The sequence below is a fragment of the Desulfobacula sp. genome, from assembly GCF_030145145.1.
In the GTDB taxonomy this organism is placed as follows: domain Bacteria; phylum Desulfobacterota; class Desulfobacteria; order Desulfobacterales; family Desulfobacteraceae; genus Desulfobacula.
Window position 1 is genome coordinate 1 of sequence record NZ_JAQYWD010000022.1, and the last position, 24,955, is coordinate 24,955.

The window sequence follows — 24,955 nt, forward strand, 5'->3', positions numbered from 1 at the left end:
GGCCCGTTCGGACCCAAAGGCGATCAGCCCATTTGCCCTGCCGGGCGTTAAGAAGCGCAGGCTGTTTGAGGACACACCTGCCCGCAGTTCCTGCGCTTTAGACCGGTAGGGCAAATGGGCCGCTGACGGTCCGGGGCCGATCCGATCCCCCGTCCGGGGCGGCATAATTCCATTTTCGTTATTCGTTGTGTCGGCAGGCCAGCATGTGGGTTTATATGGAAAATCATGCAAATAATCTCTTGACCCATCAGCAAGCAGTTTGTATAGTTTTGAAAACTAAGGCATACCCTGATTTGATATTGCAATCGCTTTAAATTCTAAATTCCGATCCATTCTGTCCTTTTTACTTGTCAAATTATGTTAAGGGACTCGAAAATAAATAATGACTCAATCTTGCCTGTCTTTCAGTTCGTCTTCTGAGTTGCATCAAAGAGCCCATATGTCAAACCCTCAATCTGAGCAGTGAGATGATTAAATGACCACAGAACAAAACGTTACAAGAAAGCTCGCAGCTATCCTCAGTGCTGATGTCAAGGGATACAGCCTTCTTATGAGAGATGACGAACTTGCAACCGTTCAGACACTCAAAATCTACCGTGAGTTGATGGCTACCCTGATCCACCAGCACCATGGCCGAGTAGTGGATTCTCCTGGTGATAATGTTCTTGCGGAATTTGCCAGTGTGGTTGATGCAGTGCAGGGAGCGGTTTCCATCCAGAAAGAGCTAAAGGTCAAAAACGATACGTTACGGGATAAACGAAAAATGGAATTCCGGATTGGAATCAATCTTGGTGATGTGATTGTAGAAAATGATCATATCTATGGAGATGGTGTCAACATCGCAGCTAGACTTGAGGGAATGGCTGATCCAGGTGGCATTTGTATATCTCGAACCGCTTTTGATCAAATAGAAGATAAATTGCCGTTTGGGTACGAATACCTGGGAGAAAAATTTGCTAAAAACATTACCAAACCAGTTCGGGCATATAAGGTCAATATCTGGCCGGAAACCCATACTTCAAAAGTATTAAAAACGGGTATGACCAAAGCCAGCCGAAAAATTAAAAAGGTCTCCAGTCTTTTTAAAATGCAGGAACAAGATCCCCAGGCAAAAAAACAGATGAAACGCCTCAAATCGAAACAGCGCTTTATGTTTCATTTAAAAGCTTACCTGGGTGTGATAGGATTTTTATTCATTATTAATATTCTCACCTACCATGGCAGTATCTGGTTTTACTGGCCAGCCCTGGGCTGGGGCCTCTTTTTATATCTGCACTGGCTTAGGAAATCTTATACAAACCGATCAGGCAGATAATAAATCCTGATACAGGATTTAAAATGATCCTGTATTGTTTTAACCGGTCCTGGAAAGGATATAGCAAGGTACGGAAAAAGCAACCAACAAATAAATTGATTTTAGTTCGCCCAGCGTGTACAAAATTTCAAACAGGAGATGTGGCGCAAAAAAAATTACCCCTGTTCACTCCCGGCAAACAGGTCCGGTAAAACCGATGGTGAAGGAGAATCAATGGAAAAAACGACCCGGCTGAAACATTTTGCTTTTAAAAGGACATCCCCGTGACGAGATTACGATGTGTTATCATGCGGGGTGGTACAAGCAAGGGGGTTTTTTTTCATGAAAACGACCTGCCCAGGGATATTGAGCAAAGAACCCGGACAATCCTCCGGGTGATGGGAAGTCCGGACAAGCGCCAGGTTGACGGACTGGGCGGAGCGGATATCTTGAGCTCAAAATCGGTCATTGTCGGCCTGCCAAGCCGCCCTGATGCAGACATAGACTATACCTTCGGCCAGGTGGGAATCACCAAGCCTACGGTGGATTTTAATACCCTGTGCGGTAATTTGACGGCTGCTGTTGCGTCGTTTGCCGTTGATGAAGGGCTTGTAGAGTGTGTTGAACCCTTCACTCATGTGAGAATGTGGTGCCCCTCTGTCCAGCGATACCTGGGTGCCACCGTTGCGGTAGAAAATGGCAGGGCAGTTTACCATGGGGATTATCAGATGGATGGTGTACCCGGTACGGGTTCAAAAATCTCCATTGATTTTTCAGATACAGCAGGCTTGATCACGGGCCGCCTTCTGCCAACGGGCCATCCCATGGATTTAATATCCGTGGATGGAGTGGGGAAGATCGAGGTGTCTGTTGTGGATGTCTCAACGGTTGTGGCATTTGTACGGGCACGGGACCTGGGCCTTGACGGCAGTGAGTCCCCGGAAAAACATGACGGTGATAAAGACCTGATCAACAGGATGGAGGCCATACGGCTCAGGGTCGCCCAGTTGGCCGGTCTGGCTGGAAGAAGCCCGCTTCTGCCCATGTTGGCCCTGGTATGCCCGCCCATGGATTATAATACGTATGTGTCTGGCGAGCTTGTTTCGGCTCAGACCTTTGATATCATGGCCAAGGTGTATGCAGCAGGCATGATGCACAAGGCCTACCCTGTTACAGGGGCCATTGCAACGGGGGCTGCAGCCGGAATTCCCGGAACCATTGCCCATGAATGCGTCTGCAATGACAAGGGGTCAGGGCATGACGTCGTCATCGGTCACTTCTCGGGCCTGCTGCCCATGAGGGTGGGCGGACGGCTTAAGGACAAAGAATTTGAACTGGAAACCGCCGAAGTTTTCCTTACGGCACGCCGTATCATGGACGGCAGTGTTTACCTGTAAAAAGGTGGGAAAATGGCCGTTGCAAATAAAAACTGCAAGGTTCAGGTATCGCTCATGGGTAAACCCTGTGCCACGGGCACCAAAGCCGGACCAATGTTGTTGATCTGAAACACGAGATGTTTTTCCCAGGCCTTGTCTGTTCCTGGAAAATCCTGGCGCTGGTGTGTACCCCGGGATTCGGTTCGAATCCGTGCCGCCCGTGCCATAAGCCGCGCCAGGGTCAGCAGGTGTTCCACTTCCAGCAGCCTTGACATGCTGTTAAGCGACCGGTCCCGGGTCAGGCACAGGTCATGGATCTGTCCGGTTTCTATTTTTTCAAGAACTGCTTCAGCCTTGCCAAGTCCGCCTTCGTTTCGAATAACCCCCACATGCTGGCTCATGATCTCATTGATCGTTACCCGGACCGCCTCGTGATCAGAGCCGCTGTCCTTTTTCAATAGGGTGGAAATCCGTTGTTTAGCCCTGTCCGCTGTCTGGGAACCGGGAGATGATTTTTTGACGACACGCGATCGGTCGGCAGCGGTTTTACCGGCAATGGCCCCAAACACCTGGGTTTCAGTCAAGGCATTTCCCCCCATCCGGTTGGCACCCTGAATACCGGCCACCACCTCACCTGCCGCAAAAAGCCCTGGCACACTGGTTTCGCAGGATTCACTGATCACAACCCCCCCCATGCAATAATGGGATGCCGGCGCCCATTCATAGCTTTGGAAAGCAGGATCAAAATTGGCCTTACGGCAGGCAGTCATGAATTTTTTTGTCGACATCAGGGTGTCCGGGGGAACATCGGAAAGATCACCATAGACGCCGCCGTGGGGGCCGTGTTTTCCGGCCATGATTTCAAGCTGGGCGCATGTTGCCATTTCCGCCCGGGTCACGGCTTCCGACCTGTCCGGATGATAGCGCTTCATGTAGCGCTCATGGATTCCGTTATAAAATCTTCCCCCCGTTGCCACGAAACCGTCAAATGGCGGCAGCATCCCCTTGAGGCCCTCCGGATGGATGATGCATTGGCGCATCTGCACAAATTCCAGATGGGACAGCGCCGCCCCGGCTCGATAGGCCATTCCCAGGCCATCTCCTGTGATACCCGGATCATTTGAAGTGAACGCGTATATGCTTCCTGCCCCGCCAGTGGCCAGAACAATGCTTTTGGATAAAACAGTGACAAATGTGTCTGTCTCTTTTTCAAAACCGACAGCGCCGGCAAGGGATTTGTGGTCCTTTATCAAATCCATGACAACAAATTGATCTAAAACCGGTATGTTGAGCCGGGCCACTTCATCCACCAGGCATTTAAACCAGTCCCCGGAATAAGGCTGGCCTCCCGGAAGAGCACGGGGGACCGTGCCGTCGGGGGTGGGCCAGACCCGGATTTTTCCTTTATCCCTGGCATAGTCGATGCCGTATTGCTCGAGATCCAGAGCCCTTTGTGCGGCATTGTCCGTTAATATCTTCACCAGCCCGGGATAATTCATTCCGCCGCCGGCAGTCATGGTGTCCTTAAAATATTTTTCCGGTGAGTCCTCACTGTTCAATGGGGCCAGCATGACACCGCCGGCAGCATGGGTGTTGCACCCCTCGGGGAAAAGGCCCTTTGAAACCACGAGAACGTCCACATTTTTGTTCCTGGCGGCTATGGCAGCGCGTAAACCAGCACCACCGGCACCGATAACCAATACATCCGTGGTTAAGGTTTTTTCATTCATATTAATGGTGTTCTTTCAGCAAATTTTCATTAGGCCAAACCCTGACAATTCCAATTCTGTCAATATCCCGTAATTTTTGATCTAATAACAGGTCAAATAATAGCACCTTTTAGTAGCGTCTTCAACGAGTCTATGGTCTATAAAAATTTTATTCAGCAGATGATTTTTAATGCTTTAGGTCTGGCTTTCTGTATATTCTGCTTGACAAAAACCAAATTCCGATCCTAATAATCATACCCAATGAATTTTATTTAAGGAGTTGTATATCATGCCTGCAAAACTTGATATGGTCATTGTCGGATCGGGCCCGGGAGGTCTTTCTGCTGCTTTATTAGCAAAACAACAGAAAAAATCATTTGTTATCCTGGAAAAGGGAAGCCAGACTATGCAGGGCATCATCGACACCTATCCCAAAGGGAAAAAAGTCTACCCGACGATACCGAAAAGTTATCCAGACCCTTTCCCAGTGCTTGAAATCAAACCACCGGAAGAAAAAATTCCGGTTGAAAAATATATTGAGCAGGCCCAGGCCGTTGTGTCTGAAAATGACCTTCAGATTCATTTTAATGAGGAATTCAAATCCATTGATGGCACTTTTCCGGATTATATTGTTAAAACCGATAAAGGATCTTATCTGACCCGAAATGTTATCCTTGCCTTTGGCAGTAACATCCCCAATGACCTGGGGATTTACGGCGAAGCCAAAACCGTTGCCAGGAATATTGAAAATGGTGAAGATTATATCGGCATAAATGTTCTGGTCATTGGCGGCGGCAATGCAGCTGCAGATGTGGTGTCCTCTCTTTCTAAAATCAAACGAGAGGCAAAGGATGATGCAACCTCAGTTTTCTGGGCGCATATTAAAGAGACCTTTGAAATCAACAAAGATACAGCACGGGATTTGGGAGAAGAAGTCCTTTTGGGCGGGCATATTAAAATTCTTCAAAAAGCCATACCCAAAATCGGTGAGGTTGGTGCAGATGGGATTGACAGACTCTATATCCACCAGACCACCTCCTCAAGCATGGGCAATGATTTGTACATGTACCAGGGCATGAGCTTTCCCATGAAAAACGTCATTGCCTGCATCGGTACCCACGGGCCTTCTGCCATATTTGATGCCCTGAATCTCCAGCAGATCACCTGCACCGGTGCCATATGTAAAATTGCCAAGGAAGGGGAACGGCTGCTCATGCTCTCCCGCCACCTTGAAACAAATATGAACGGCATTTATGCCATTGGTGGCGCCATCAGCCCGTCCTACATGGAAATTGGTTCTGACAGAATGATCAAGGAAAAAAAACACTCAAACTTGATTTACACCGCCGTTCTGGATGCAAAAAAAGTGATGAATAAAATACAACAGGACTGAAAACTTATCACTTTGTAAAAAAATCATACATGAGGGATACCCTTTTTATTTTCAGCCAATACTAAAAAATTTGACTATTCTTTTTGAACCTATCGTAACGATTTGTTTTTTAGGCACTTAATCTATTCTCAATTGTAAAAATTGATTGTTCTGCAGCACAAAGAGATCCTGGCGCATTTCTTGCTATTTAACAATAACAGAGAAGCAGGGATTACGATAAGAAAGGAGATAGCGATGGTAACGGTAAATGACTTGGTAAAATATAAGGTGTTCAGAGGGCTTTCCGATGAAAAAAAGATGTTGATTACTGAAATATCGGAAATGAGGTCCTATAAAAAAAACGATTATATTTATGAAAGCGGTGATGAAGCAACCCATCTTTTCATCGTGGACCAGGGATTGGTGGGTATGAGAAAATTTGAATCCGGAGACAATGTGGGCATCTCCTTTGAGGTCCGTTCAAGTGGTGACCTGTTTGGGGCTGCATCTTTCATGGTACCACAAAAATACACGCTGACAGCGGTTTGTCTTGAAGACTGCAGGATCCTGGTAATGGATGCGCAAAAACTCAAGGTGTTATGCGAAGAAGATCCTGAAATGGGATTTTGGTTGATGAAAAAATTTACCAGAATTTATTTCAACCGGTACAGGGATGCTTCAAGAAACCTTTACGGGGTGGTTCAGACCCTGAAAGCAATGACATCCTTTCCCAGGCAATAAAAGGGTTGTATTCATCACTCAACTGGTTGGCCATTTATGCCTTGGGTCAGGCTTTTTTCATGGCACGGTTTACCCGTCTGGTCATGGTAAAAAGCACCATAAAAAAGCCTGACCCCGTCCATTAACGCTGAAGACCGAAAAATCAGTTGAGTTCAACATTTATACCCCGTGGTTTTAGCACTTCAAATCCCCCTCCCCCCCATTATTCAGGGCAATCGCATGTAAAAAAAACATAAGTAATTGATATTATTAAAGATATTTTTGTCTAGACTTTTCGTTATTTTTATTGTAAGTATTAGCAGCAAAAACAAGGAGTTGCCAATGCAAGACAAATCGATAACATCGTTTTTTGAAAAAATAGAGGACCAGCGACGTCATAATAAGCTTCATAAACTAATCGATATCATTATCATCGCAATTTGTGGAGTGGTAGCCGGGGCAGATACGTATGAACAAATAGAAAATTTTGGTAAAAAGCGTAAGAACTGGCTTTCAACATTTTTGGAACTACCGCATGGGATACCATCTCATGATACATTTGGTAGGATTTTTGAACGAATGAACCCCAATGAATTTCAAAACAGTTTTAAACGTTGGATTGAATCTGTAACAGAACGGACAAAAGGCCAAGTAGTTGCGATTGATGGTAAAACCCTGAGGCGCTCTCATGATCGCTCAAATGACAAAAAGGCCATTCATATGATCAGTGCCTGGGCTTCATCCAATCAAGTGGTACTGGGTCAATTGAAGACCAGGGAGAAATCAAATGAAATTACCGCCATTCCCAATCTGTTAAAGCTTCTTGATATATCAGGATGTATCATCACAATAGATGCCATGGGCACACAAAAAAAGATTGCCAAGACAATCATAAATAAGGATGCGGACTATATCCTCGCCCTGAAAGAAAATCATAAAACTCTTTATGGTGATACAGTATTATTTTTTAACGAAATGGAAAAAATGAAATTGGAAGGATTTCATTTTGATGAGTATGAAACGGTTGATGGGGATCATGGCCGGATTGAGACACGCAAATATGTAATAACCCCTGATATTGGGTGGTTACAGGATAAAGCTAATTGGCCCGGACTGCAATGCCTTGGTATGGTGGAAAGCACCCGTAATGTTCAGGGTGAAGTCAGCCACGATAAGCGGTATTATATATCGAGCCTTAAATGTGATGCTAAAAAATTTGGCAATGCGGTTAGAGCCCATTGGGGGATTGAGAACTCAGTACACTGGGTTTTGGATATTGCATTCAGGGAAGATGAAAGCCGGGTAAGGAAAGGATCAGCGCCGGAAAATTTTGCTGCTATACGACACATTGCCTTAAATTTATTACGGAATAATAAAACGTTTAAAGGGAGTGTTAAAACAAAAAGGTTGAATGCTGCTATGGATACGAAATATTTGTCTGATGTCGTGTTTGAACCGTGAGTGATAAAAATTTATAGCTGAAACGATCGGCACTTCAGAATGTTTACATGCGTTAGCCCTGCCCCATTATTTCAAGCATCTTGGCAAGCGTATAGATCCGTGTTAAAGTTAGCTGGTTCACCCGTGAATTGCTCGGGCACGCCTGGCAATATTGGAAACAATTGGAAAAAGATATGCCTGAGAAGGCCAATGGAGATCGGTATTTGGACTGGGAACAAAAACAATTTGATAACATCCGCAAAAATTTTTCTAAAAAAATCACACCATTTTTTGGCGATATAACCGGTTTGCGGGTTGCCAATCGGCTGTCCCATCCCCGCAATGTTCCCGGAGAAATTGAATCAGAGATTCTCCCCCGTTTATTTCATTATGTCATTCAAACCGTTGTTGCAACGCATAAGTTTGTTTCGACCAACAGAAATCCTGTTCTGGTCAATATGTCCACAAAGATGGCCAAAGGGGTGTTTTTAAATCTTGCAATGGATAAGGTGCTCTCTGAGCGAACAAGATCAAGCATCACCTGGGCAAGGAAACAATATGGCGGCATTGCCGGGGTGTTGCCCGAAGGAACCGTTTTAGGGAAAGGGCAAAAAGAAATAAATATCGCCATAAATGCACTTGCCGGAGTAGACCATATCAATGCAGACAGTGCCTCTGTGATGTCAGCAATCTGTGCCACTGAAAAAGACGGTTTGAGAAAGATACCGGACGAAGTTTTATTTAATGGATGTATCATCAGAGAATCCTTTGACCCGTTGCCGGTTTATGATGATTTAAAACTGGATAGATATTTTATCCGGTCATTTGCCCGGGAATTAAACAAACAACCGGACGAAATAAAGGTGATTATCCCATCAAGAGAATGCCATATCAGCCATAAGGATGATCCCCGGAAAAGGCTTCTGGATATTTTAAAAGAGCAAGGCATCATTGTGAAAACCAGGGATCACAAAAGAATTTTTAAAGAAGTCAATGAAAACGGATATTTTGAAAATGGAAATGTCTTGATTGTCAGTGATATGTTTATGGCAATTTTTAAATTGATGGAAGGCGGTGCCCATCTTCTTGTGGGGGCAGACAGGTCCATCAGTTACGCCCAGATATCCTTTGTGATCAAAGCGTTTGGCAAAGGGGAGGCAAAATTTCGATTTGTATCACGGGAAAGACTACGGGACCGCCGAAATAACCGACAGAAATGGCCGGATCTATATGGGGAAAACTCCCCCACGATGATAGACAGGGGAGAAATGCGTCGATATGGAATTGTCGCGGATGATGTGGATGTTTCCGGCGAAAGTGAGTTCATGAAATGGAGTGAACAATTTACAGATAAAGTATTGGTGCCGGGTTGTGACGGGGGGATGTGGGTTGTGGCGGTCAAAAATTGTAATTTCTGGTTAAAAGGCATGGATGCCCCTGAGTTTAAGGATGATTATTCCAGTGTTACCTTGTCTGTCCTCCATATCGGTTTGTCCGGTGATATTAAGGTGTTAAAAGTCACCTGCAGTACAACACTTTCTTTTTCAAGTCATGAAGTTTCCAAAAGGATGCCCGGGTATATTCAGGAAAAACAATTTTTTTTTGCCAAGGCGTTGATCGAATTTGGTGCATTTAATGACGCCCAAAAGCAGTTGCAGGATGCCGGCAGGAATCTTGAGTTAAAAGATCACCCCCCTTCCCAACTTGTGAAGACAAAGAAATTGTTCCATATTTATGAAATATACAGAAACCTTCTGAGAATGCTCACCAAAGAAGATTATAATTTACAGGCGTTGGGCCGTAAAACATCTGATGTGAATCAACAAAATTTTCTGCTGAGTGTTTACATGGAAACACAATTAGGCCTTGTGGGAAACCTGGATGACCGGATGTTCAACTATATTGTAAAAAGCGTGCCGGAACTGGCACTGATTATGCGGACCCTATATCAGTATCTTGGCAACAGTTGCAGGTGGGAAGGGCAGGAGGAATTCAAATCAGGTAATGATGATTTTGATATCAGTATGGTTGCCGCCCTTGAAAATTACAAAAAATCATTAAAGTGCTATCCAGCCGAAGAATTGAGGAATCCACGAGAACGGGATTATTACAATTTATATGAAAACTATATTCAATTATGCGGGCATTTTCTGAAATATTCTGATCTGCCCGATCATTACAGTGATAGACAATTATATTTTAAAGAATTGTATCAAATTTATATTGAATGCGCCAAAGCACACCTGGCGTTGAATTTTAAAGGCGGTGAAATCTATTTTTCCAAACGTGCTTTTGAAGTGATTACCGGATCAACGGAAAACTATATCATCGGTGTGTATCCTCTGGTGGCCCGACTTGAAATGCTGAAGTCCTATGAGAGAGAGGGATGGTTTGAAGAAGCACGGTCAGAGTATAGAAAATATGCCAATATTGATTTATTATGCGCCATTATTGCCGGAGGGGATACATCCCAGATGCAAAATCTGAAATTTATCGCTGAGTCCTATTGGCCGCAATTTATCATTGGCTATTTGACCATGAATTATTTTGCCGGCATCGCAATAAATCCGTCTTTGATCTTGAAACAGAAACATATGAAATACCTTGAAGCAGTAAAAGATTGGATTAAAGAGAATTTTGAGAATATAAGGATTAAAAGGGGGATCATATACGGCACCAATGTCCGCATATCCAGGATAGAAACCCTGGGATATTTGAACTCGGATCAGGATGAGATGATCGGCCGTAGAATGGAAACATCAAAAAAATCCAGGACAAGATCCCTTATACCCCGATAATTTGCTTCATCGGTATTCCGTCACGGGCATTTCCGCGGATCAACCCGAAAGATTTCACTCTTGGTGCCTTATTAATATAACCGGGCTGTAAAAAGGTGTTTTTCATCTGAATCTCCATAAAAACCTCTTCGGACATATCGTATCCATGACGCGCGCTTAACTTTTTAGCCAGATAATAAACGTCTTCAAGTTGATCAATCTTAATCATATGATCCACATGGAGAAAAATTTCAGGATAGACATTGAGCTTCTCCCTGACCCACGGCGTATTGGAAAATTTTTCAGCATAAATATCATTGATGTTCATATTATCTGCCAGGCCGGTTATACAGTCCATGGTTTTTGAAAAAATTTCATCCCTGTATCTGTCCAGGTAATTGTTTTCTGTCCCTTCTAATTGGCCTCGGAAGGCCACCGTCGTTTCAATGGCATCCACCGCCAGAATAATATAATCCGAGCGACCGGGAGTGATACTCTGAAATTCAAGACATCCTGACGCTGAAACAAAAAGGGGTAACAGGTGAACTTTCATTACAAATTCATTATTAAAATATACCTTTAATATTTGATAATTCCGGTCCAGTATCCATGAAAAAACTGTCCAGAATATATTCTCAATATTGATATCCGACTGGAAACCCCGTTTATCTGCCGTACAATCGCTGGTTATTTTTCCCAATTTCAAAAAAGATTCATCCCTTGTGGCATATTCAAATTCAATCCCGCTTCCTTTTCTTGCCTTTAATCCCTTGATTTGTTTTAAAGGGTTAAATGTGTTGAGTTCAAGCAGATAAGAACAGATTTCATCGGTAAATCCCTGGATCATCTCTTCACTCAATGATAATAATTGCTCTCCTGTAAGTTGTTTAATCGCCATCATAGTGGCATGGCAGTTGATATCATTCAGGACTTTTTGTATCTGCTGAGTGCCTTTACCAACGGATGATTTAATCTTTCTTTGTAAAATCAGGGCGGTTTTTTTCAAGAAAACATCAGGGTGAATGGAATTTAAGATATCTTTTCTGATCAAACCGCTATCTGATAGGTGTTGTCGAATATCAGCGTTAGAAAACTGGTCAATAATGGCTTTATTTTTCCGTATCAGCCCTTTTAACAAACGGGTATCATGGATGTTGAAAAAAGGCGCCGTGCAGATTCCAAACTCGTTTTCCAGATCCCTGTGCCAGGTGTTGAAAAACTGATGAACTTCTCCTTTCAGGTTTATTTTTTTTCTTTCAAGAAGATCCTTTATAAAATATCCGATTTTAAGATTCAGGACTTTGTTTTCCTGCCGTTTTTGATTTTGTTCGCTTTTTTTTTCAGAAACAATTCCGTAAATGCTCGGGAACTGGCCAAATCGATCTTTTGCCTCATTTAAGGAAATATCCATTGGTCCCTGGGCATCACTGAATCCATTAATCAACGGATTATATTCTCGGAGCCGGGTGTCAGGCATCTTTATTTTGATATCCTTTATAATCACTCAACTTTCGGTGTTGGCCATTTTTTCATGGGGTCAGGCATTCTTTAGGGCACTTTTTATTCATTTGGTCATGAAATAGTGATAAAACGCACCATAAAAAAGCCTGACCCCGTCCATTAAGGCTTATGAATTGAAACACTCGGATGTTTCTGCTCAACTGATTTCCTCTGCGGTCCTAATCTCTCTTATACCGACCGACCAGTCGATTCATTCCAATGAGCTGGGGTTCGATTTTTTTTAAAAGCTGCCATAGTGTCAGTCCCGCTTCAAGTTCAACCGGCTCTTTGAGTGCCAGGACCCAGAAATAATAATTGTGAACCCCATGTCCATTGGGGGGCATGGGACCATTATATCCCATTTGTCCAGCGTCGTTCCTGCCGCTGGTATACTGTTTGGTATCTTCGTCCAGGCGGGTGATATTCCCAGGGATATTGTATAACACCCAGTGTACAAATCCATAGGTGCCGTCACTGGTTACAAGAGGCGCATCCGGATCATGACAGATGACCGCAAAAGCCTTTGCATCCTGGGGTGGATCGGTCCATGATAATGAAGGTGATATGTCCGCGCCTTCACCTGTGAATTTGGACGGAATTAAACCGTCTTGCTCAAATACATCGCTTTTTAACTGCATTGCAGATGGTGCAAAGCCCATAATTTGTCTCCTTTTTTATTTTTTTAATGATGGTGTCGTTTTTTTCAAAAAAACGACATTTCCAGAGTTATTTTTATCTCCAGTTATGTTTTTACTTTTCCTTCTTTTGATTTCTACCATATAATGGATTCCTGGATTTAGAAAGGAAAATAATATCGCAAAACAAAGAGGTGACCAATGAAAGATCAATTTGACAAATGTACTGAATGTGGGGCCTGTGATGAAGTTTGTCCTGTTTTTAAAATCACCGGGGAACCGTTATTCTCTGCAATGAATCGGCTTAAAACTGCTGAAATGATTTTTTACAACAAAGAAATAGATGACACCAGAAAAGAAAGTATTTACAATTGTCCTAAATGCATGCAGTGCGAATCCGTTTGCCCTGAAGAAATAAAAATTACCAGACTTGTTCATGAAGCAAGAGCCACTTTTGCAAAAAAGGGTATCGGTCCTCTGGAAAAACATGAAAAGATAATTAAAGGCATCCAAAAAAAGGATAATTCGGTTGGCGGTGATCCGGGGAAGAGACTTGATTGGCTTGATGAAGAATTTGTCCAGAAAAAATCTGATACGCTTTTATATCTTGGCTGTATTCCCGCATATCTTGTAAAGGATGCGGCACATGCAACCTATCATGTATTAAAAAAGCTTGATTTTGATTTTATGATATTAGAAGAAGAAGGGTGTTGTTATACCTATCTTTATGAATCTGGAAGAACAGATCTTGCAAAAAAATATTTTGAAAAAAATGTAGAAAAATTTTCCAACCTTGGAATAAAGCATATTGTTGTGCCATGTAATGGCTGTCTAAAATGCTTTAAATATTTTTATCCTGATCTGCTTGGTAGGATGGACTTTAAAGTTTCCCATGTCGTTGAAATTATTTATGCGCTTTTGAAACAACGGCCTGAGCTTTTAAATCGAGTCGAACAGGCAATCACTTATCAGGACCCATGCCGTCTTGCACGGGGTGAAAAAATAACAGAAGAACCCAGAGCGCTTTTAAAGATGTGCGGTTCAACATTACAAGAGGCAGAAAAAAACAGAGAAAATGCCATCTGCTGTGGTGCAGGAGCAGGTATACGGTCTGTATTCCCTGAACTCTCCATTGACATTGCGGAATCACTTTTAAACTCAATCAGCACAAAAACGATTGCAACCTCATGTCCGTTTTGTACGTTTAATTTGAGTTATGCGTCGAAAAAAAGAAATCTTGAAAAAGAGATTATATATTTCACACGTATCGTTCTTGATGCTTTGACGTAATGAAGAAACTCGGATTGGAGGAGGTCCAAGTGACCTCCTTGCGTCTGCAGAATCGTGGGTGCGGGTCCTCAAACGGCTTCTCAGGTGACGTGTAAACCACAAAACCGGACGACTATACCGGATTATTTTTTACGATATTCGGGTTCATCCATTCCATTTTTTTCCTGCGTTTTTCATATATCTCTAGCAATTTCCAATGGACAATTGGTATCTCCAGTAATCCGGGATCATTCACCGCATAGAGCTGGCTGGGTTCAGATGTCACAAAGTGTAAGCCGGTTTTCTCCGGCTCAAAAAAATGATTCTCCCCAAAAAAAGCGCCTGACTTCAGGGTTTCCAAAAGGAAATCCTCATGGTCTCTAACCTGAATTTCTCCACTTTTTATTAAATAGAGACCTGAAAATTGCTGCTCAAAAACAAGACAGTTTTCATCCAGTTCCATGGCCTTCATGGTCTGGGCAATTTTATATTGAACGGCGTAGGAACTTTCTTCTCCAAAAAGCCAGGTTGACTTTAAAAAATCAATCCTTTCAAACATTTTTTTGGTCAATTCGGAAATATGATTTTTTTCCAGAAAGCTACGGAAAAAATCAAAGGAAAAACAAAGCGTGGCAACATGGGAAAGGGTCCTGTATACGCCTGGAGACGGTCTCGCTTGAAACAAATTGAATTCACCGATAAAAGAACCGTTGGAAAGATTGTTTTTAATGCCCGAACCAGAATCAATGTATTCAACAGTGCCAGTCAAAACAAGGTATAGATGCGCGGGGAAATTCCCTTTTTTCAGAATCATGGAGCCCGGGTTAAAATCAATAACCGGTGTGTTCAAAAGCATGTTAAAATCTGTTGTATCAAGAAAGGGGAAAAACGATTCAAAGTATTGGGCAGCATAGCTTTTCAAATAGTCCCTGCTACCAGGGATCAGGACATCGCACTGGCCGAAACTCGATTCTGATCCGATTTCCTTTTGTTCATCTGTTAATTCTTTTTCCGTGTGTGCCAATATTATTTTTTCTGACGTATCGTGTTTGAAATCCATGGCCTGCCCATGGATCATACCCCCACCGATATCAATCTTTTTCAAGGTTGACGGTATGAGATATGCCTCTTTGATATGATTGTAGGTATCCAGGCTGATACTGTTCGGATCATCTCCAACCATTTCATACAACAGATCAAGGGAAATAATATCGGCATAATGCGCATAGGTCTTATAGCCGGCATTCCCAAGCGCCCTGAAAATAAAGATATTGGTCTCCACCGGGTGGGGGGAAAAAATCGGTTTGACTTCCAGCCCGTCACAATTATTCCACTGATTAAAATCAAGGTCATGGAAATCAAAAAATCTGGACAAGGTCGCTTCATCCAGCGACAGGAGGGCTGAAAATTTTTTACTGACAGATGCCCTGACCAGCGGGGTTGCAAAATATTTAATCCGGTGATCTGATTGTAAAAGAAACGGCAGACTGGCAAAGTGGTCGTCATGGGCGTGGGTATGGAAGATACCAATAATTTCACTGATATCAATTCCCAGAGACCTCAGTATGTAAATAATGTTTGGGGGGGCATCAATCAGATAAATACCCCCTTGAAAGGTCAGAATACTTCCCATACTGGGCTTGGATGTGTTCCACCCATCCCCCTCACCCGAGTGAATTACTGCAAAGTCTTCCCGTTTAATCTTATGATATCCCAGTGAATAGGGAGAGGTATAGGGATCGTTTGAATCAAGATTCAAATTGATCTGGGTGGTTCTGCCTTTGTATGAAAATTCATAGATATTGAGCCCATTCCGGCGGACAAACACCTTGTTTTTTATTTCTACAGGTTCTTTTTCCACAATGACGGAATCAATAAGATCCTCAATGGAAGGTTCTATTCCAAACCTGAATTTATTTTTCCATCGCATCATTTCATCGGCTAACGCCTGGCTAATACCTGTTTCAAGGATCTCCTGCTTTGTTGCCAGACCAAAATTACCCCGAAAAATATATTGCTTCTGGGAGTTCACCTGTTCTCTGGATCCGATTAAAATAGGTTTCTCTCCGGTGTTATTGGGGTGGTTGGGGATGATGAACCCCTGCCTGTAAAGCATTTGTAACACCGGGAATTCAGAAAGATTGGAAAACCCGCCATTCTGGATCAATACATCAGACAAAAGGATGGCATTGGGGCCGGTTTCAAAAAACGTATCCCCCTGGCACACCGTTGCTATATATCCTTTAATCATCAAATGCTTTACGACTTCCCCGGGGCATCCACACAAAATATTCAGTCCTGCTTCCGGTATCTGGATCCAGTAGACCCCGTTGGTTACCTGGGCGGTCTGGAGATTTTTCATGGCTTTTTGGAGTGCTTTTTTACTGGCCTCAAGTTCTTTTAACCAGCGGACTGAGGCTCTTCTCGCAAAGGAAAATCGGACAAAAGAAAAAAAAGAGAAAAGACAGATGGCAATTAAGCCAGGCAGACCGGGAGAGATAAATATTAACAACTTCATATAGGAGACGATACTTAAAATAAAGAGGATACAAATCCAGGCAATTGTACCCAAAAAAAGGGATGTCGGACCGGATGAATGAAAGAACAGGAATGCCATAAAAATGCCTGTGACCATGCAACCGCCGAAAATGAATATCTTTTCCCAGATGGGTTGTATAATCTGCTGGCTTTTAAGGATATTGTCGATGATCACTGCTTGGATTTCAACACCTGGAAACTGCGGATCATAAATTGTATGGTGAATATCATTTAACCCAACCGCAGAAGAGCCGATGAGAATAATTTTATCCTGGATATCCGATGGTGAATAATTGTTATTAAAAATATCCAAAGCAGATATAAAATTATGAGCCCTGCTCGGACCATTGAATCGTATTCGAACAAACCCATCTTTTGTAATAGGGATGTTATACTTGCCTGCCTTAATGTATAAGCCATAATAATTGTTTAAAATCTGAGCTTGATTTATTCGATGTGCTTTCAGGAAAGTTGAAAAAGAGAGGCTCGTATAGATGTCCCCCTTAAATTCAAGCAATAAAAGCGCCTTACGTAAGATACCATCTTCATCATACTGGTTGTTCGTAAATCCGATGAATTCAAGTGAATTTTCGATTTGAAAGGTATTGCACAACACGCCGGTTGCTTTGTTCAAAGAAAGTAACCCGGAACGATCTAGGATGTTAAACGGCTTGAATTTGCAGTCTTCTTTTTTGTTGAAATGATCAAAATAAAAATATCTTGCACCGACAACCTCGCTTTTTTTTAAAATATGGCCCAGATAGCCATCGTTGTCGTTTAAAGATGAGGGTACGCCTGTGAATCCTATATTTAAATCAAAATCGGTTTGAAACAGTTTTTTAATATTTTTTAATGACGTACGGTCCGGTTCAGGTAAAAAAATATCAAGCCCCATTGCCCGGGGTTGCATTTCATGAATTGTTTTAACAAGATTGGCCAGTCTGTAGCGTGGCCACGGCCACTGCCCGATTGCTGAAAGGCTTGTTTCATCAATATCTATTATTGTAATGTTATCTGATATCTCTTTGGCGGCGAAGGTTTTCATGAACTGGTCATAAAAAAAATGGTCTAACTTTCTAAAGAAGGAATGATTGGAATATGATCCAGAGCCAACAGCCAGGGTGATGAGCAGTACCGTTATTAGAATAAGCAAATTGGCTATTTTTGATTGACGATCAATTTTGAAATGTGTTTTCAAAGATATCTCAATATTATCTTATCATTATTTCAACTCTTCTGTTTTTCTTTTCAGACACATCATCTTTCGTTACAATCAGAGGATCATTTTCACCATGGGATTCGACATAAAGCGTTTTAAGCGCTGTATCTGATTCTCTTAAAATTTTTGCCACTATTTTTGCGCGTTGTACTGATAATTTATAATTATACGCTGAAGATCCCATAGAATCAGTGTGGCCAATGATACTTATTTCTGAAGGTTCTCGATCTTTTGCGGTTCGTAAAATTTGGGGGATAAGCGCCAGTGATTCTTGTGTCAGTTGGATAGAATCATGCTCAAAAAAGAGTATAAAATAAACGGGTTTTGCAGGCTCAGCATCTAAGAGCAACCGGTATTTGTCTTCTACTTTATTTGGGTGAATGAGTTTAACGGAAATAATTGATTTGTCATCACTGATGTTTGTAAGTGTATAGGGTTCATTGAGCGTTGTTGAAGAAGATTGGTTTTTTACAACCAGGCTGCCTGTTTTGCCAGCTTCATCCGGTAAAAGAATCACCCTTGTTTTTGAACCACATGAACAAAGAACGATCAAACATAATGAAATGCAGATATATCGAATCATTGCACCCTCCCGTTATTCAACATCTATGATAAATCGTGTTCCTCTGATTCCCACGGATGCCCTTGGTGTGGAAAAATTAACAGACTCTGGAGAAAGCTTTCCTATTTTTCCTGAATTATAGATGGCAGACCCTTTTTTCAGATACATTGAAAAAGCATATTCTCCAACACCGGGCTCAAACTGATAGCTGTTAATATTGAATTGGGTATCCGGCCCAATTGCGATAGTAGTTCCGTCGATGAAGATAATACCGGTATATCCTTTGGCCTTTGAGATGATAATATCACTGCTCATGAGTTGCATACCTTGATGCGCCTTTATAAGAGTGTCACCTCTTTGGATTGTGACGTCACCGGATACACTTTTTAATAGACCTGCGTGCTGCTGGGCCCACACATCAGCAGAAAACATCAACAAGGCTACAATTAAAAATTGAATAATCGTTTTCATTGACGACTCCTTGATTTTTTTAAAACCAGTATTAAAACACTTATTCTGCCATTTTATTTGTGTCAAGAAGATTTTTCTGATGATGATTTTCCAATTGCGCCATGTGCCAATGCCTTTTACGGGGGGACATATAAAAAAGGGGATCAGGATTTCCTGGATAATTTAATCACATACCGATGAGATTTTTCAAAGGGCAGCTGGTAATGAACCGTCTCTATGTGGTACCGTTTTAATATGCCCGGGGTAATCTCCTGGTCGGCATGGTTTCCCTTCATGGCATAAATCTTACCTGTTTTACTTAAAAAAGGGTCTGCCAGGTCAACAAAACCTGAAAGCTCAGTAAAGGCCCGGGATACGACTGCATCAAATTTATTTGTATAGGGTTCATTTTTTTGAAGATCCTCAACCCTGGAATGGATGGCCTCAATATTTTTCAGGTGTAACAACCGTATCACATGCTTGAGAAAATTCACTTTTTTCCGGGAGGAATCCACCAGAACAACAGTTAATGAAGGGTTCATAATTTTTATGGGGATTCCAGGGAACCCGCCACCAGAACCTATGTCCATGAGGAACTGCTCATTTTCAAGAAAAGATGCCGCTGCAATGGAATCAATAAAATGTTTTTCTGCCACCGGCAATGGTGCTTTAATGGCCGTAAGGTTTATTTTTTTGTTCCAGGCCATCAGCTCTTTTGCATGCAGCATCATTTGTTCGGCCTGATCTTCTGACACCTTCATGTTCAGGGCGTTTGAGCCGTTATTTAGGTGATGGTTAAATTCTTGAATGAATTTTTCTAATAAAATATGCAAAATTTATAATTTTAACTTGACAATTTAGTAGTTTAAATATATTATAACCGCTTTCATGAGCTAAGTTTAAGTTCGGACTCACACTAACAAAATCGTAATAATTTAGCAATATAAAAATACGGGAAGGCCCTTGGTAACAATTGCATTCTTAAATTGTACAACGGCAAAGTTTATATTCATAAGGATGATTTTAAAATGATCAGAGATCTAGAAAAAGTAAGAAATATTGGAATCAGTGCCCATATTGATTCCGGTAAAACCACACTGACGGAAAGAATTCTTTTTTACACAGACAGAATTCATAAGATCAATGAAGTCAGGGGTAAAGATGGCGTCGGTGCTATCATGGACTCCATGGAACTTGAGAGAGAACGGGGCATTACCATTGCTTCGGCTGCCACCTATTGCGAATGGGACAAACATAACATCAATATTATCGATACCCCGGGCCACGTTGACTTTACGGTTGAAGTTGAGCGGTCTTTGCGGGTTCTAGATGGGGTTGTTCTGGTTCTATGCTCCGTATCCGGGGTACAGTCCCAATCCATTACGGTTGATCAGCAGATGAAACGGTATAAGGTTCCCTGCATTGCCTTTGTAAACAAATGTGACCGATCCGGTGCAAACCCCGTTAAAGTGAGTTCACAACTGAAAGATAAGCTGGGCCATAATTCCGTTATGCTGCAGCTTCCCATTGGACTTGAAGATAACCATGAAGGCATCATTGACCTTGTTACCATGAAAGCCAATTATTTTGAAGGGGAACATGGGGAACGAATGGTGATCAAAGATATTCCCGAGCAGATGATGGCGGATGCCCAAACCGCCCGGGAAGAAATGATTGATGCGGTCTCTCTTTTTTCAGAAGACCTCACCGATGCCATTCTGGAAGAAAAAGAGATCACTGAAGAATTGATCATGACGGCCGTCCGAACCGGAACCATTACACGACAGATGACCCCCGTGTTTCTAGGGTCTGCGTATAAAAACAAGGCGGTTCAACCCCTTTTGAATGCTGTAATCAACTATCTTCCCTCGCCCCTTGATATTGAAAATGAAGCCCTTGATATGGATAATAATGAAGAAAGCGTTATCCTGGAAAGTCGTTTTGACAAACCCACTGTCGCACTTGCGTTTAAATTGGAAGACGGGCAATATGGTCAGCTGACCTATATCCGGGTTTATCAAGGCTGTATTAATAAAGGGGATACACTGATAAATTCAAGGGACGGCAAAAAATTCAAGGCCGGTCGTCTGATCCGGATGCATTCGTCTCAGATGGAAGAAGTCGAGGCCATACCTGCCGGCCATATCGGTGCCATGTTTGGCATTGATTGTGCGTCCGGTGATACTTTTGTCTCGCCAACAATCAATTATACCCTGATTGCCATGCACATTATGGAACCGGTAATCTCTCTTTCCATTGTGCCCAAGGACAATAAGGCCCAGATCAACATGTCAAAGGCATTAAACCGGTTCACCAAGGAAGACCCGACATTCAAAACCTATGTGGATCATGAAACCGGTGATACCATTATCCAGGGCATGGGTGAACTACACCTTGAAGTCTATGTTGAAAGAATGAAAAGAGAATACGATGCAGAAGTGTCAACGGGTCAGCCAAGGGTTGCCTATCGCGAAACCATCACCCGGAAAGGCCTATTTAACTATATCCACAAAAAACAGACCGGTGGTTCAGGACAATACGGTCGCGTGGCCGGGTTCCTGGAACCGTGTGAAGAAGAATTTGAATTTGTAAACAAGGTTACCGGTGGTCGAATCCCCACACAATATATTTCAGCATGTGAACAGGGATTTAAAGCGTGCATGGATAAAGGCCCCAAACTTGAGTTCCCTGTCACCGGTATTAAAGTCACCCTGGAAGATGGTGCCTACCATGCGGTGGATTCTTCTGATATGGCGTTCAAATCCGCGGCAAGGGGAGGATTTCTTGAAGCCTATGCCAAAGCAAAGCCGGTTATCAAAGAACCCATCATGAAGGTTGTCATTGAAACTCCCAATGAGTTCCAGGGCTCCTGTATGGGTCTGATCAACCAGAGGCGCGGCATTATCCAGGGGTCCCAGGAAGAAGGTGTCATGTCTGTTGTTGAATCCCAGGTTCCCTTATCCGACATGTTCGGCTTTTCGACTGTGCTCAGATCTGCAACCCAGGGAAAGGCGCAGTTTACGATGGAATTTTCCACCTACAAACAGGTCCCGCAATCTGTTGCCGAAGAAATTGCCAGAAAAAAACAAGAAGAAAAAGCAAAATAATAAGACCTTTATATAAAGAGAGAGGAAACATGTTAAAAACAGATCTCATTCATAAAAGCCCGGTTTCAAAAACCATTGGGATTGAAAATGTAAAGGATGGCAGGTTCGGAGCCGTCCTTTCACGAGCCGGTGTCGGAAAGACCAGTTTTCTCGTGCAAATTGCACTCACACAACTTTTAAGTGATGAAAAAATACTTCACATCAGTCTTGATGACTCCATAGAAAAAATAAATTTAAGATATAGTGACGGCTACACCAACCTTGTGGACAGTATCGGGTATGTCGATCCCCAGAAAGCGGTCAGGTTATGGGAAGATATCAACCTCAATAAAGTGGGCATCAGCTATACGGAAGCCACCTTTGATACCGAGAAGATCAAGGATTATCTTAAAAGCTTTAAAAAAGCAAATCTTGCCCTGCCCTCCCTCATGATTATCGATGGATTGAATTTTGATAACAATCTTTCAACGGTTCTTGATGAACTTGAACAACTGAACCAGGAATTTTCCATTTTCACCTGGTTCTCCATGAGGAGTCACCGGGAAGAAGACCTTTGTGAAGATGGATTCCCAATCCAGCTGGAAACCTATAAAGACCGGTTTGAAAAAGCGGTATTTCTCCAGCCGGTGGAAGATAAAATAGAGGCCGTTATCTTAAAAGACAGCAATCGAACCCATCAAAGGAACCGACTGGATCCCGCCACTATGACCATAGTTAAATAAACGTCCCTAAAAATAAAAAGGCTGTCATATCCTGTTTTTATGGCAGCCTTTTTTTATATGCCCTCTGGGCAAGACCAATCATCAAACCCATTGTTCGATAAATTGCTCAATGGCCTTATAAACTCTTATGACCCCCTCCCCTATTAAAATCCCGTGACGGTCATAATCAAAAATAAAATACTCTTTAATATCCGGTCCTAATCCTTCAAATAATTTAAGGGTCCCTTTGGGATTTACCACTGGATCTTTTCTGGATTGAACCACCAGGGTCGGCTTATGGATGGTTTTCAATTTCGGTTCAAGATATTCCATGAGTTTTTCCAGCTGATGGATGCCGGCAACCGGGTTCCGGGTATAATTGATATGGGGGTTTTCAGGATGATTCTCAACAAATTCTTTTGCAATGGTATCCAGATGAATTTTTTTTATCATGGCATTCCATGTATCAATGGCAGGGACGAAATAAGCGCCCAGGTCCTTGAGTCTCATGGGAGGGGCAACAGCAAAAACAGCTGCGATATCATCCATGCGGGTGGACAGTTCCAAAGCAAGGCCTGCACCGGTAGAAAATCCCCCCACAATGACTTTTTTACACGAGTGCCGGAGGACCACAAACGCCTCTTCCACTGATTCTATCCATTGTTCAAACCTTGTTTGGGCAAGATCTTCAGGCGATGTCCCATGCCCTTTGAGCCGGGGGACATACACCGTGAACGATTTGTCATGCAGGTAGTGTGCAAAGGCTTTCATCTCTTCCGGAGCCGCCATATATCCATGGATGAGTAAGATGCCGGCTATGTCATTGTCCTGCTCGAGTAACAAGGGCCTTCCGATTCTTTTTTCCTTTGATTCCCCTTCAATATAGTGGTCGGTATAATCCTGCACAAACGCCTTGTCCATTTTTTCAACAATCAGGTCCTTTACACGGCTGATGATGTCTTCCCGGGATGTTTGGGCCACTTGTTTTAAAAAATCCTCGACCCCGCTAACCGGTTCAACTTCATTGGCCATGACAAGAATGGGATTTTCCATCCGGATGGTATGGAAATCAGATGGGGTAACAAACTTGGTCTGGTCTTTGATGAGTTTGTTCTCTTTTATTTCAATGACCCCTGTGTCTTGCGCAAGGGTAAAAAAGTCTGCAAATCGATGGTACCGATCATCGGTTAACAGATGGATCTGGTTTTCATGAAAGTTATCTGATACAAAACAGGTTTTATTGGACACCAGCCATGAAATGGCAATATAGACCTTACATTTAAATTCATAGATATCAATTCCTTCCCGCCTGTAAGGAAAATGCTTGAGAATACATGCCAGAACATGATCATAATTTAAACTTGTCATGGCATATACAGCAGACATATACTTTTCCATGATGGTAATGGAAAGCGCTTTTGTAATTTGTTTGGAACTGATATCCGTATCAAAGTTAATTCTCCGCTTTACCGACAGCATGCTTTCAAGATACGCATCCTTCAGATATCCCTTTATGTTAATGGGATCACCAAATCGAATATTAATATTTACATTGGAAAACAGCATGCTGCCTTCCGTCATTAACTCATCCATGACCCTTTTTGACGGTTCTTTCATGACGATCTGGGCCATTTTGCTTAACACATTTTCCTTTGGACTCGCCGGATAATAGGTAATGTTCACCGGAACAATACTGGTTTCCCGGGCAAGGGCCTGGTCAATATGTTTGATTTCAAGATGTTGAACCAGCCGTTCAAACTCAGGCACCCCCATCTCTTTCAGGCGCCGGAGTCGTTCCCGGTAAAATTCACACCGCAATGCCACGATGGCGGCACCGGTGTGGGGCCGTCTGACGACCTGATCATCCATCAGGACAAACTGATCTTTTTTTACAAGTTTTTTATTTTTCACCATCATGCCTTCGGGAAAAATGATCCACTGAACATCTCCTGACAATAAGGTTTTTAAAATGAGGTCATCCCTGTTTGGATCTCTTGTTGACACGCCTCCCAGGTTCTTTAAGACGTCTTGTAAAACCGGCACATTGAACAATTCTTCGGCAGCAAGGGACCAGATCTCTTTTTTGGTGATGTTATGAATGTGATAGGGAAGGAAAATCGTTTCTATTCGTGTGAAATGGTTGGCGGTAAAGATAACAGACCCCTCCGGGATATTCTTTTTTCCTGATATTTTAATATGGGCTTTTGAAAAACCGGAAAAAGTTTTAAGCGTATAACTGGATAATGCAAAAGCAAATCTGTTCATGACCAAACCTTTAAAACAACA

General features: G+C 42.6%; 17 protein-coding genes. 9 read left to right on the forward strand and 8 right to left on the reverse strand.

What is annotated here, in order from left to right; all coding sequences use genetic code 11:
- Positions 1-475: 475 nt before the first annotated feature.
- Complete coding sequence (locus tag Q1Q15_RS13535) at positions 476-1,315, forward strand: adenylate/guanylate cyclase domain-containing protein (RefSeq protein WP_300460804.1); 840 nt, start codon at positions 476-478, stop codon at positions 1,313-1,315.
- A 263-nt stretch (positions 1,316-1,578) separates the two neighbouring features.
- Complete coding sequence (locus tag Q1Q15_RS13540; protein ID WP_300460807.1) at positions 1,579-2,691, forward strand: PrpF domain-containing protein; 1,113 nt, start codon at positions 1,579-1,581, stop codon at positions 2,689-2,691.
- Between the two features lie 41 nt (positions 2,692-2,732).
- Here Q1Q15_RS13540 and Q1Q15_RS13545 read toward each other — a convergent pair whose 3' ends face one another.
- Positions 2,733-4,400, reverse strand: coding sequence for an FAD-binding protein (locus Q1Q15_RS13545; RefSeq protein ID WP_300460810.1), 1,668 nt, complete (start codon positions 4,398-4,400; stop codon positions 2,733-2,735).
- 268 nt (positions 4,401-4,668) lie between these two features.
- On the opposite strand from Q1Q15_RS13545, the gene Q1Q15_RS13550 reads away from it, so the two are divergent.
- The 4 genes from Q1Q15_RS13550 to Q1Q15_RS13565 all read left to right on the forward strand — a co-directional run bounded on the left by Q1Q15_RS13550 (position 4,669) and on the right by Q1Q15_RS13565 (position 10,709).
- Complete coding sequence (locus tag Q1Q15_RS13550; protein WP_300460813.1) at positions 4,669-5,772, forward strand: NAD(P)-binding domain-containing protein; 1,104 nt, start codon at positions 4,669-4,671, stop codon at positions 5,770-5,772.
- Positions 5,773-6,006: 234 nt separating this feature from the next.
- Positions 6,007-6,492: a cyclic nucleotide-binding domain-containing protein gene (locus tag Q1Q15_RS13555; protein WP_300460816.1), complete on the forward strand. Its 486-nt coding sequence runs from the start codon at positions 6,007-6,009 to the stop codon at positions 6,490-6,492.
- 321 nt (positions 6,493-6,813) lie between these two features.
- Positions 6,814-7,932: an ISAs1 family transposase gene (locus Q1Q15_RS13560; protein WP_300461027.1), complete on the forward strand. Its 1,119-nt coding sequence runs from the start codon at positions 6,814-6,816 to the stop codon at positions 7,930-7,932.
- Positions 7,933-8,105: 173 nt separating this feature from the next.
- A complete protein-coding gene (locus Q1Q15_RS13565; RefSeq protein ID WP_300460818.1) occupies positions 8,106-10,709 on the forward strand; it encodes a hypothetical protein in 2,604 nt (867 codons plus the stop codon).
- On the opposite strand, the gene Q1Q15_RS13570 is transcribed toward Q1Q15_RS13565, so the two are convergent.
- Both Q1Q15_RS13570 and Q1Q15_RS13575 read right to left on the reverse strand, forming a co-directional pair.
- Positions 10,696-12,165 carry a hypothetical protein gene (locus Q1Q15_RS13570; RefSeq protein WP_300460821.1) on the reverse strand — a complete coding sequence of 490 codons (1,470 nt, stop codon included), beginning with the start codon at positions 12,163-12,165 and terminating at the stop codon, positions 10,696-10,698. The two genes, Q1Q15_RS13565 and Q1Q15_RS13570, sit on opposite strands and share 14 nt — an antisense overlap.
- Before the next feature lie 202 nt (positions 12,166-12,367).
- Positions 12,368-12,847 carry a YbhB/YbcL family Raf kinase inhibitor-like protein gene (locus Q1Q15_RS13575; protein ID WP_300460824.1) on the reverse strand — a complete coding sequence of 160 codons (480 nt, stop codon included), beginning with the start codon at positions 12,845-12,847 and terminating at the stop codon, positions 12,368-12,370.
- Positions 12,848-13,024: 177 nt separating this feature from the next.
- On the opposite strand from Q1Q15_RS13575, the gene Q1Q15_RS13580 reads away from it, so the two are divergent.
- Complete coding sequence (locus Q1Q15_RS13580; RefSeq protein WP_300460826.1) at positions 13,025-14,113, forward strand: (Fe-S)-binding protein; 1,089 nt, start codon at positions 13,025-13,027, stop codon at positions 14,111-14,113.
- 112 nt (positions 14,114-14,225) lie between these two features.
- Here Q1Q15_RS13580 and Q1Q15_RS13585 read toward each other — a convergent pair whose 3' ends face one another.
- The 4 genes from Q1Q15_RS13585 to rsmG form a co-directional block, all read right to left on the reverse strand.
- Entirely contained in the window at positions 14,226-17,828 is a 3,603-nt protein-coding gene (locus Q1Q15_RS13585) for a CHASE2 domain-containing protein (RefSeq protein ID WP_363320975.1), read from the reverse strand.
- 13 nt (positions 17,829-17,841) lie between these two features.
- A complete protein-coding gene (locus tag Q1Q15_RS13590) occupies positions 17,842-18,432 on the reverse strand; it encodes an OmpA family protein (protein ID WP_300460829.1) in 591 nt (196 codons plus the stop codon).
- 12 nt (positions 18,433-18,444) lie between these two features.
- A complete protein-coding gene (locus Q1Q15_RS13595) occupies positions 18,445-18,882 on the reverse strand; it encodes a FecR domain-containing protein (protein WP_300460832.1) in 438 nt (145 codons plus the stop codon).
- Between the two features lie 143 nt (positions 18,883-19,025).
- Positions 19,026-19,592 (reverse strand): 16S rRNA (guanine(527)-N(7))-methyltransferase RsmG, encoded by a 567-nt coding sequence (gene rsmG / locus Q1Q15_RS13600; protein ID WP_300460834.1) that lies wholly within the window; start codon positions 19,590-19,592, stop codon positions 19,026-19,028.
- A 297-nt stretch (positions 19,593-19,889) separates the two neighbouring features.
- Between rsmG and fusA the strand changes: the two genes are divergently transcribed.
- On the forward strand, positions 19,890-21,968 hold the full coding sequence (gene fusA / locus Q1Q15_RS13605; protein ID WP_300460836.1) for an elongation factor G: 2,079 nt from the start codon (positions 19,890-19,892) through the stop codon (positions 21,966-21,968).
- Between the two features lie 29 nt (positions 21,969-21,997).
- Positions 21,998-22,690 carry a hypothetical protein gene (locus Q1Q15_RS13610; protein WP_300460839.1) on the forward strand — a complete coding sequence of 231 codons (693 nt, stop codon included), beginning with the start codon at positions 21,998-22,000 and terminating at the stop codon, positions 22,688-22,690.
- Positions 22,691-22,771: 81 nt separating this feature from the next.
- On the opposite strand, the gene Q1Q15_RS13615 is transcribed toward Q1Q15_RS13610, so the two are convergent.
- Positions 22,772-24,934, reverse strand: coding sequence for an alpha/beta fold hydrolase (locus tag Q1Q15_RS13615; RefSeq protein ID WP_300460842.1), 2,163 nt, complete (start codon positions 24,932-24,934; stop codon positions 22,772-22,774).
- Positions 24,935-24,955: the final 21 nt, after the last annotated feature.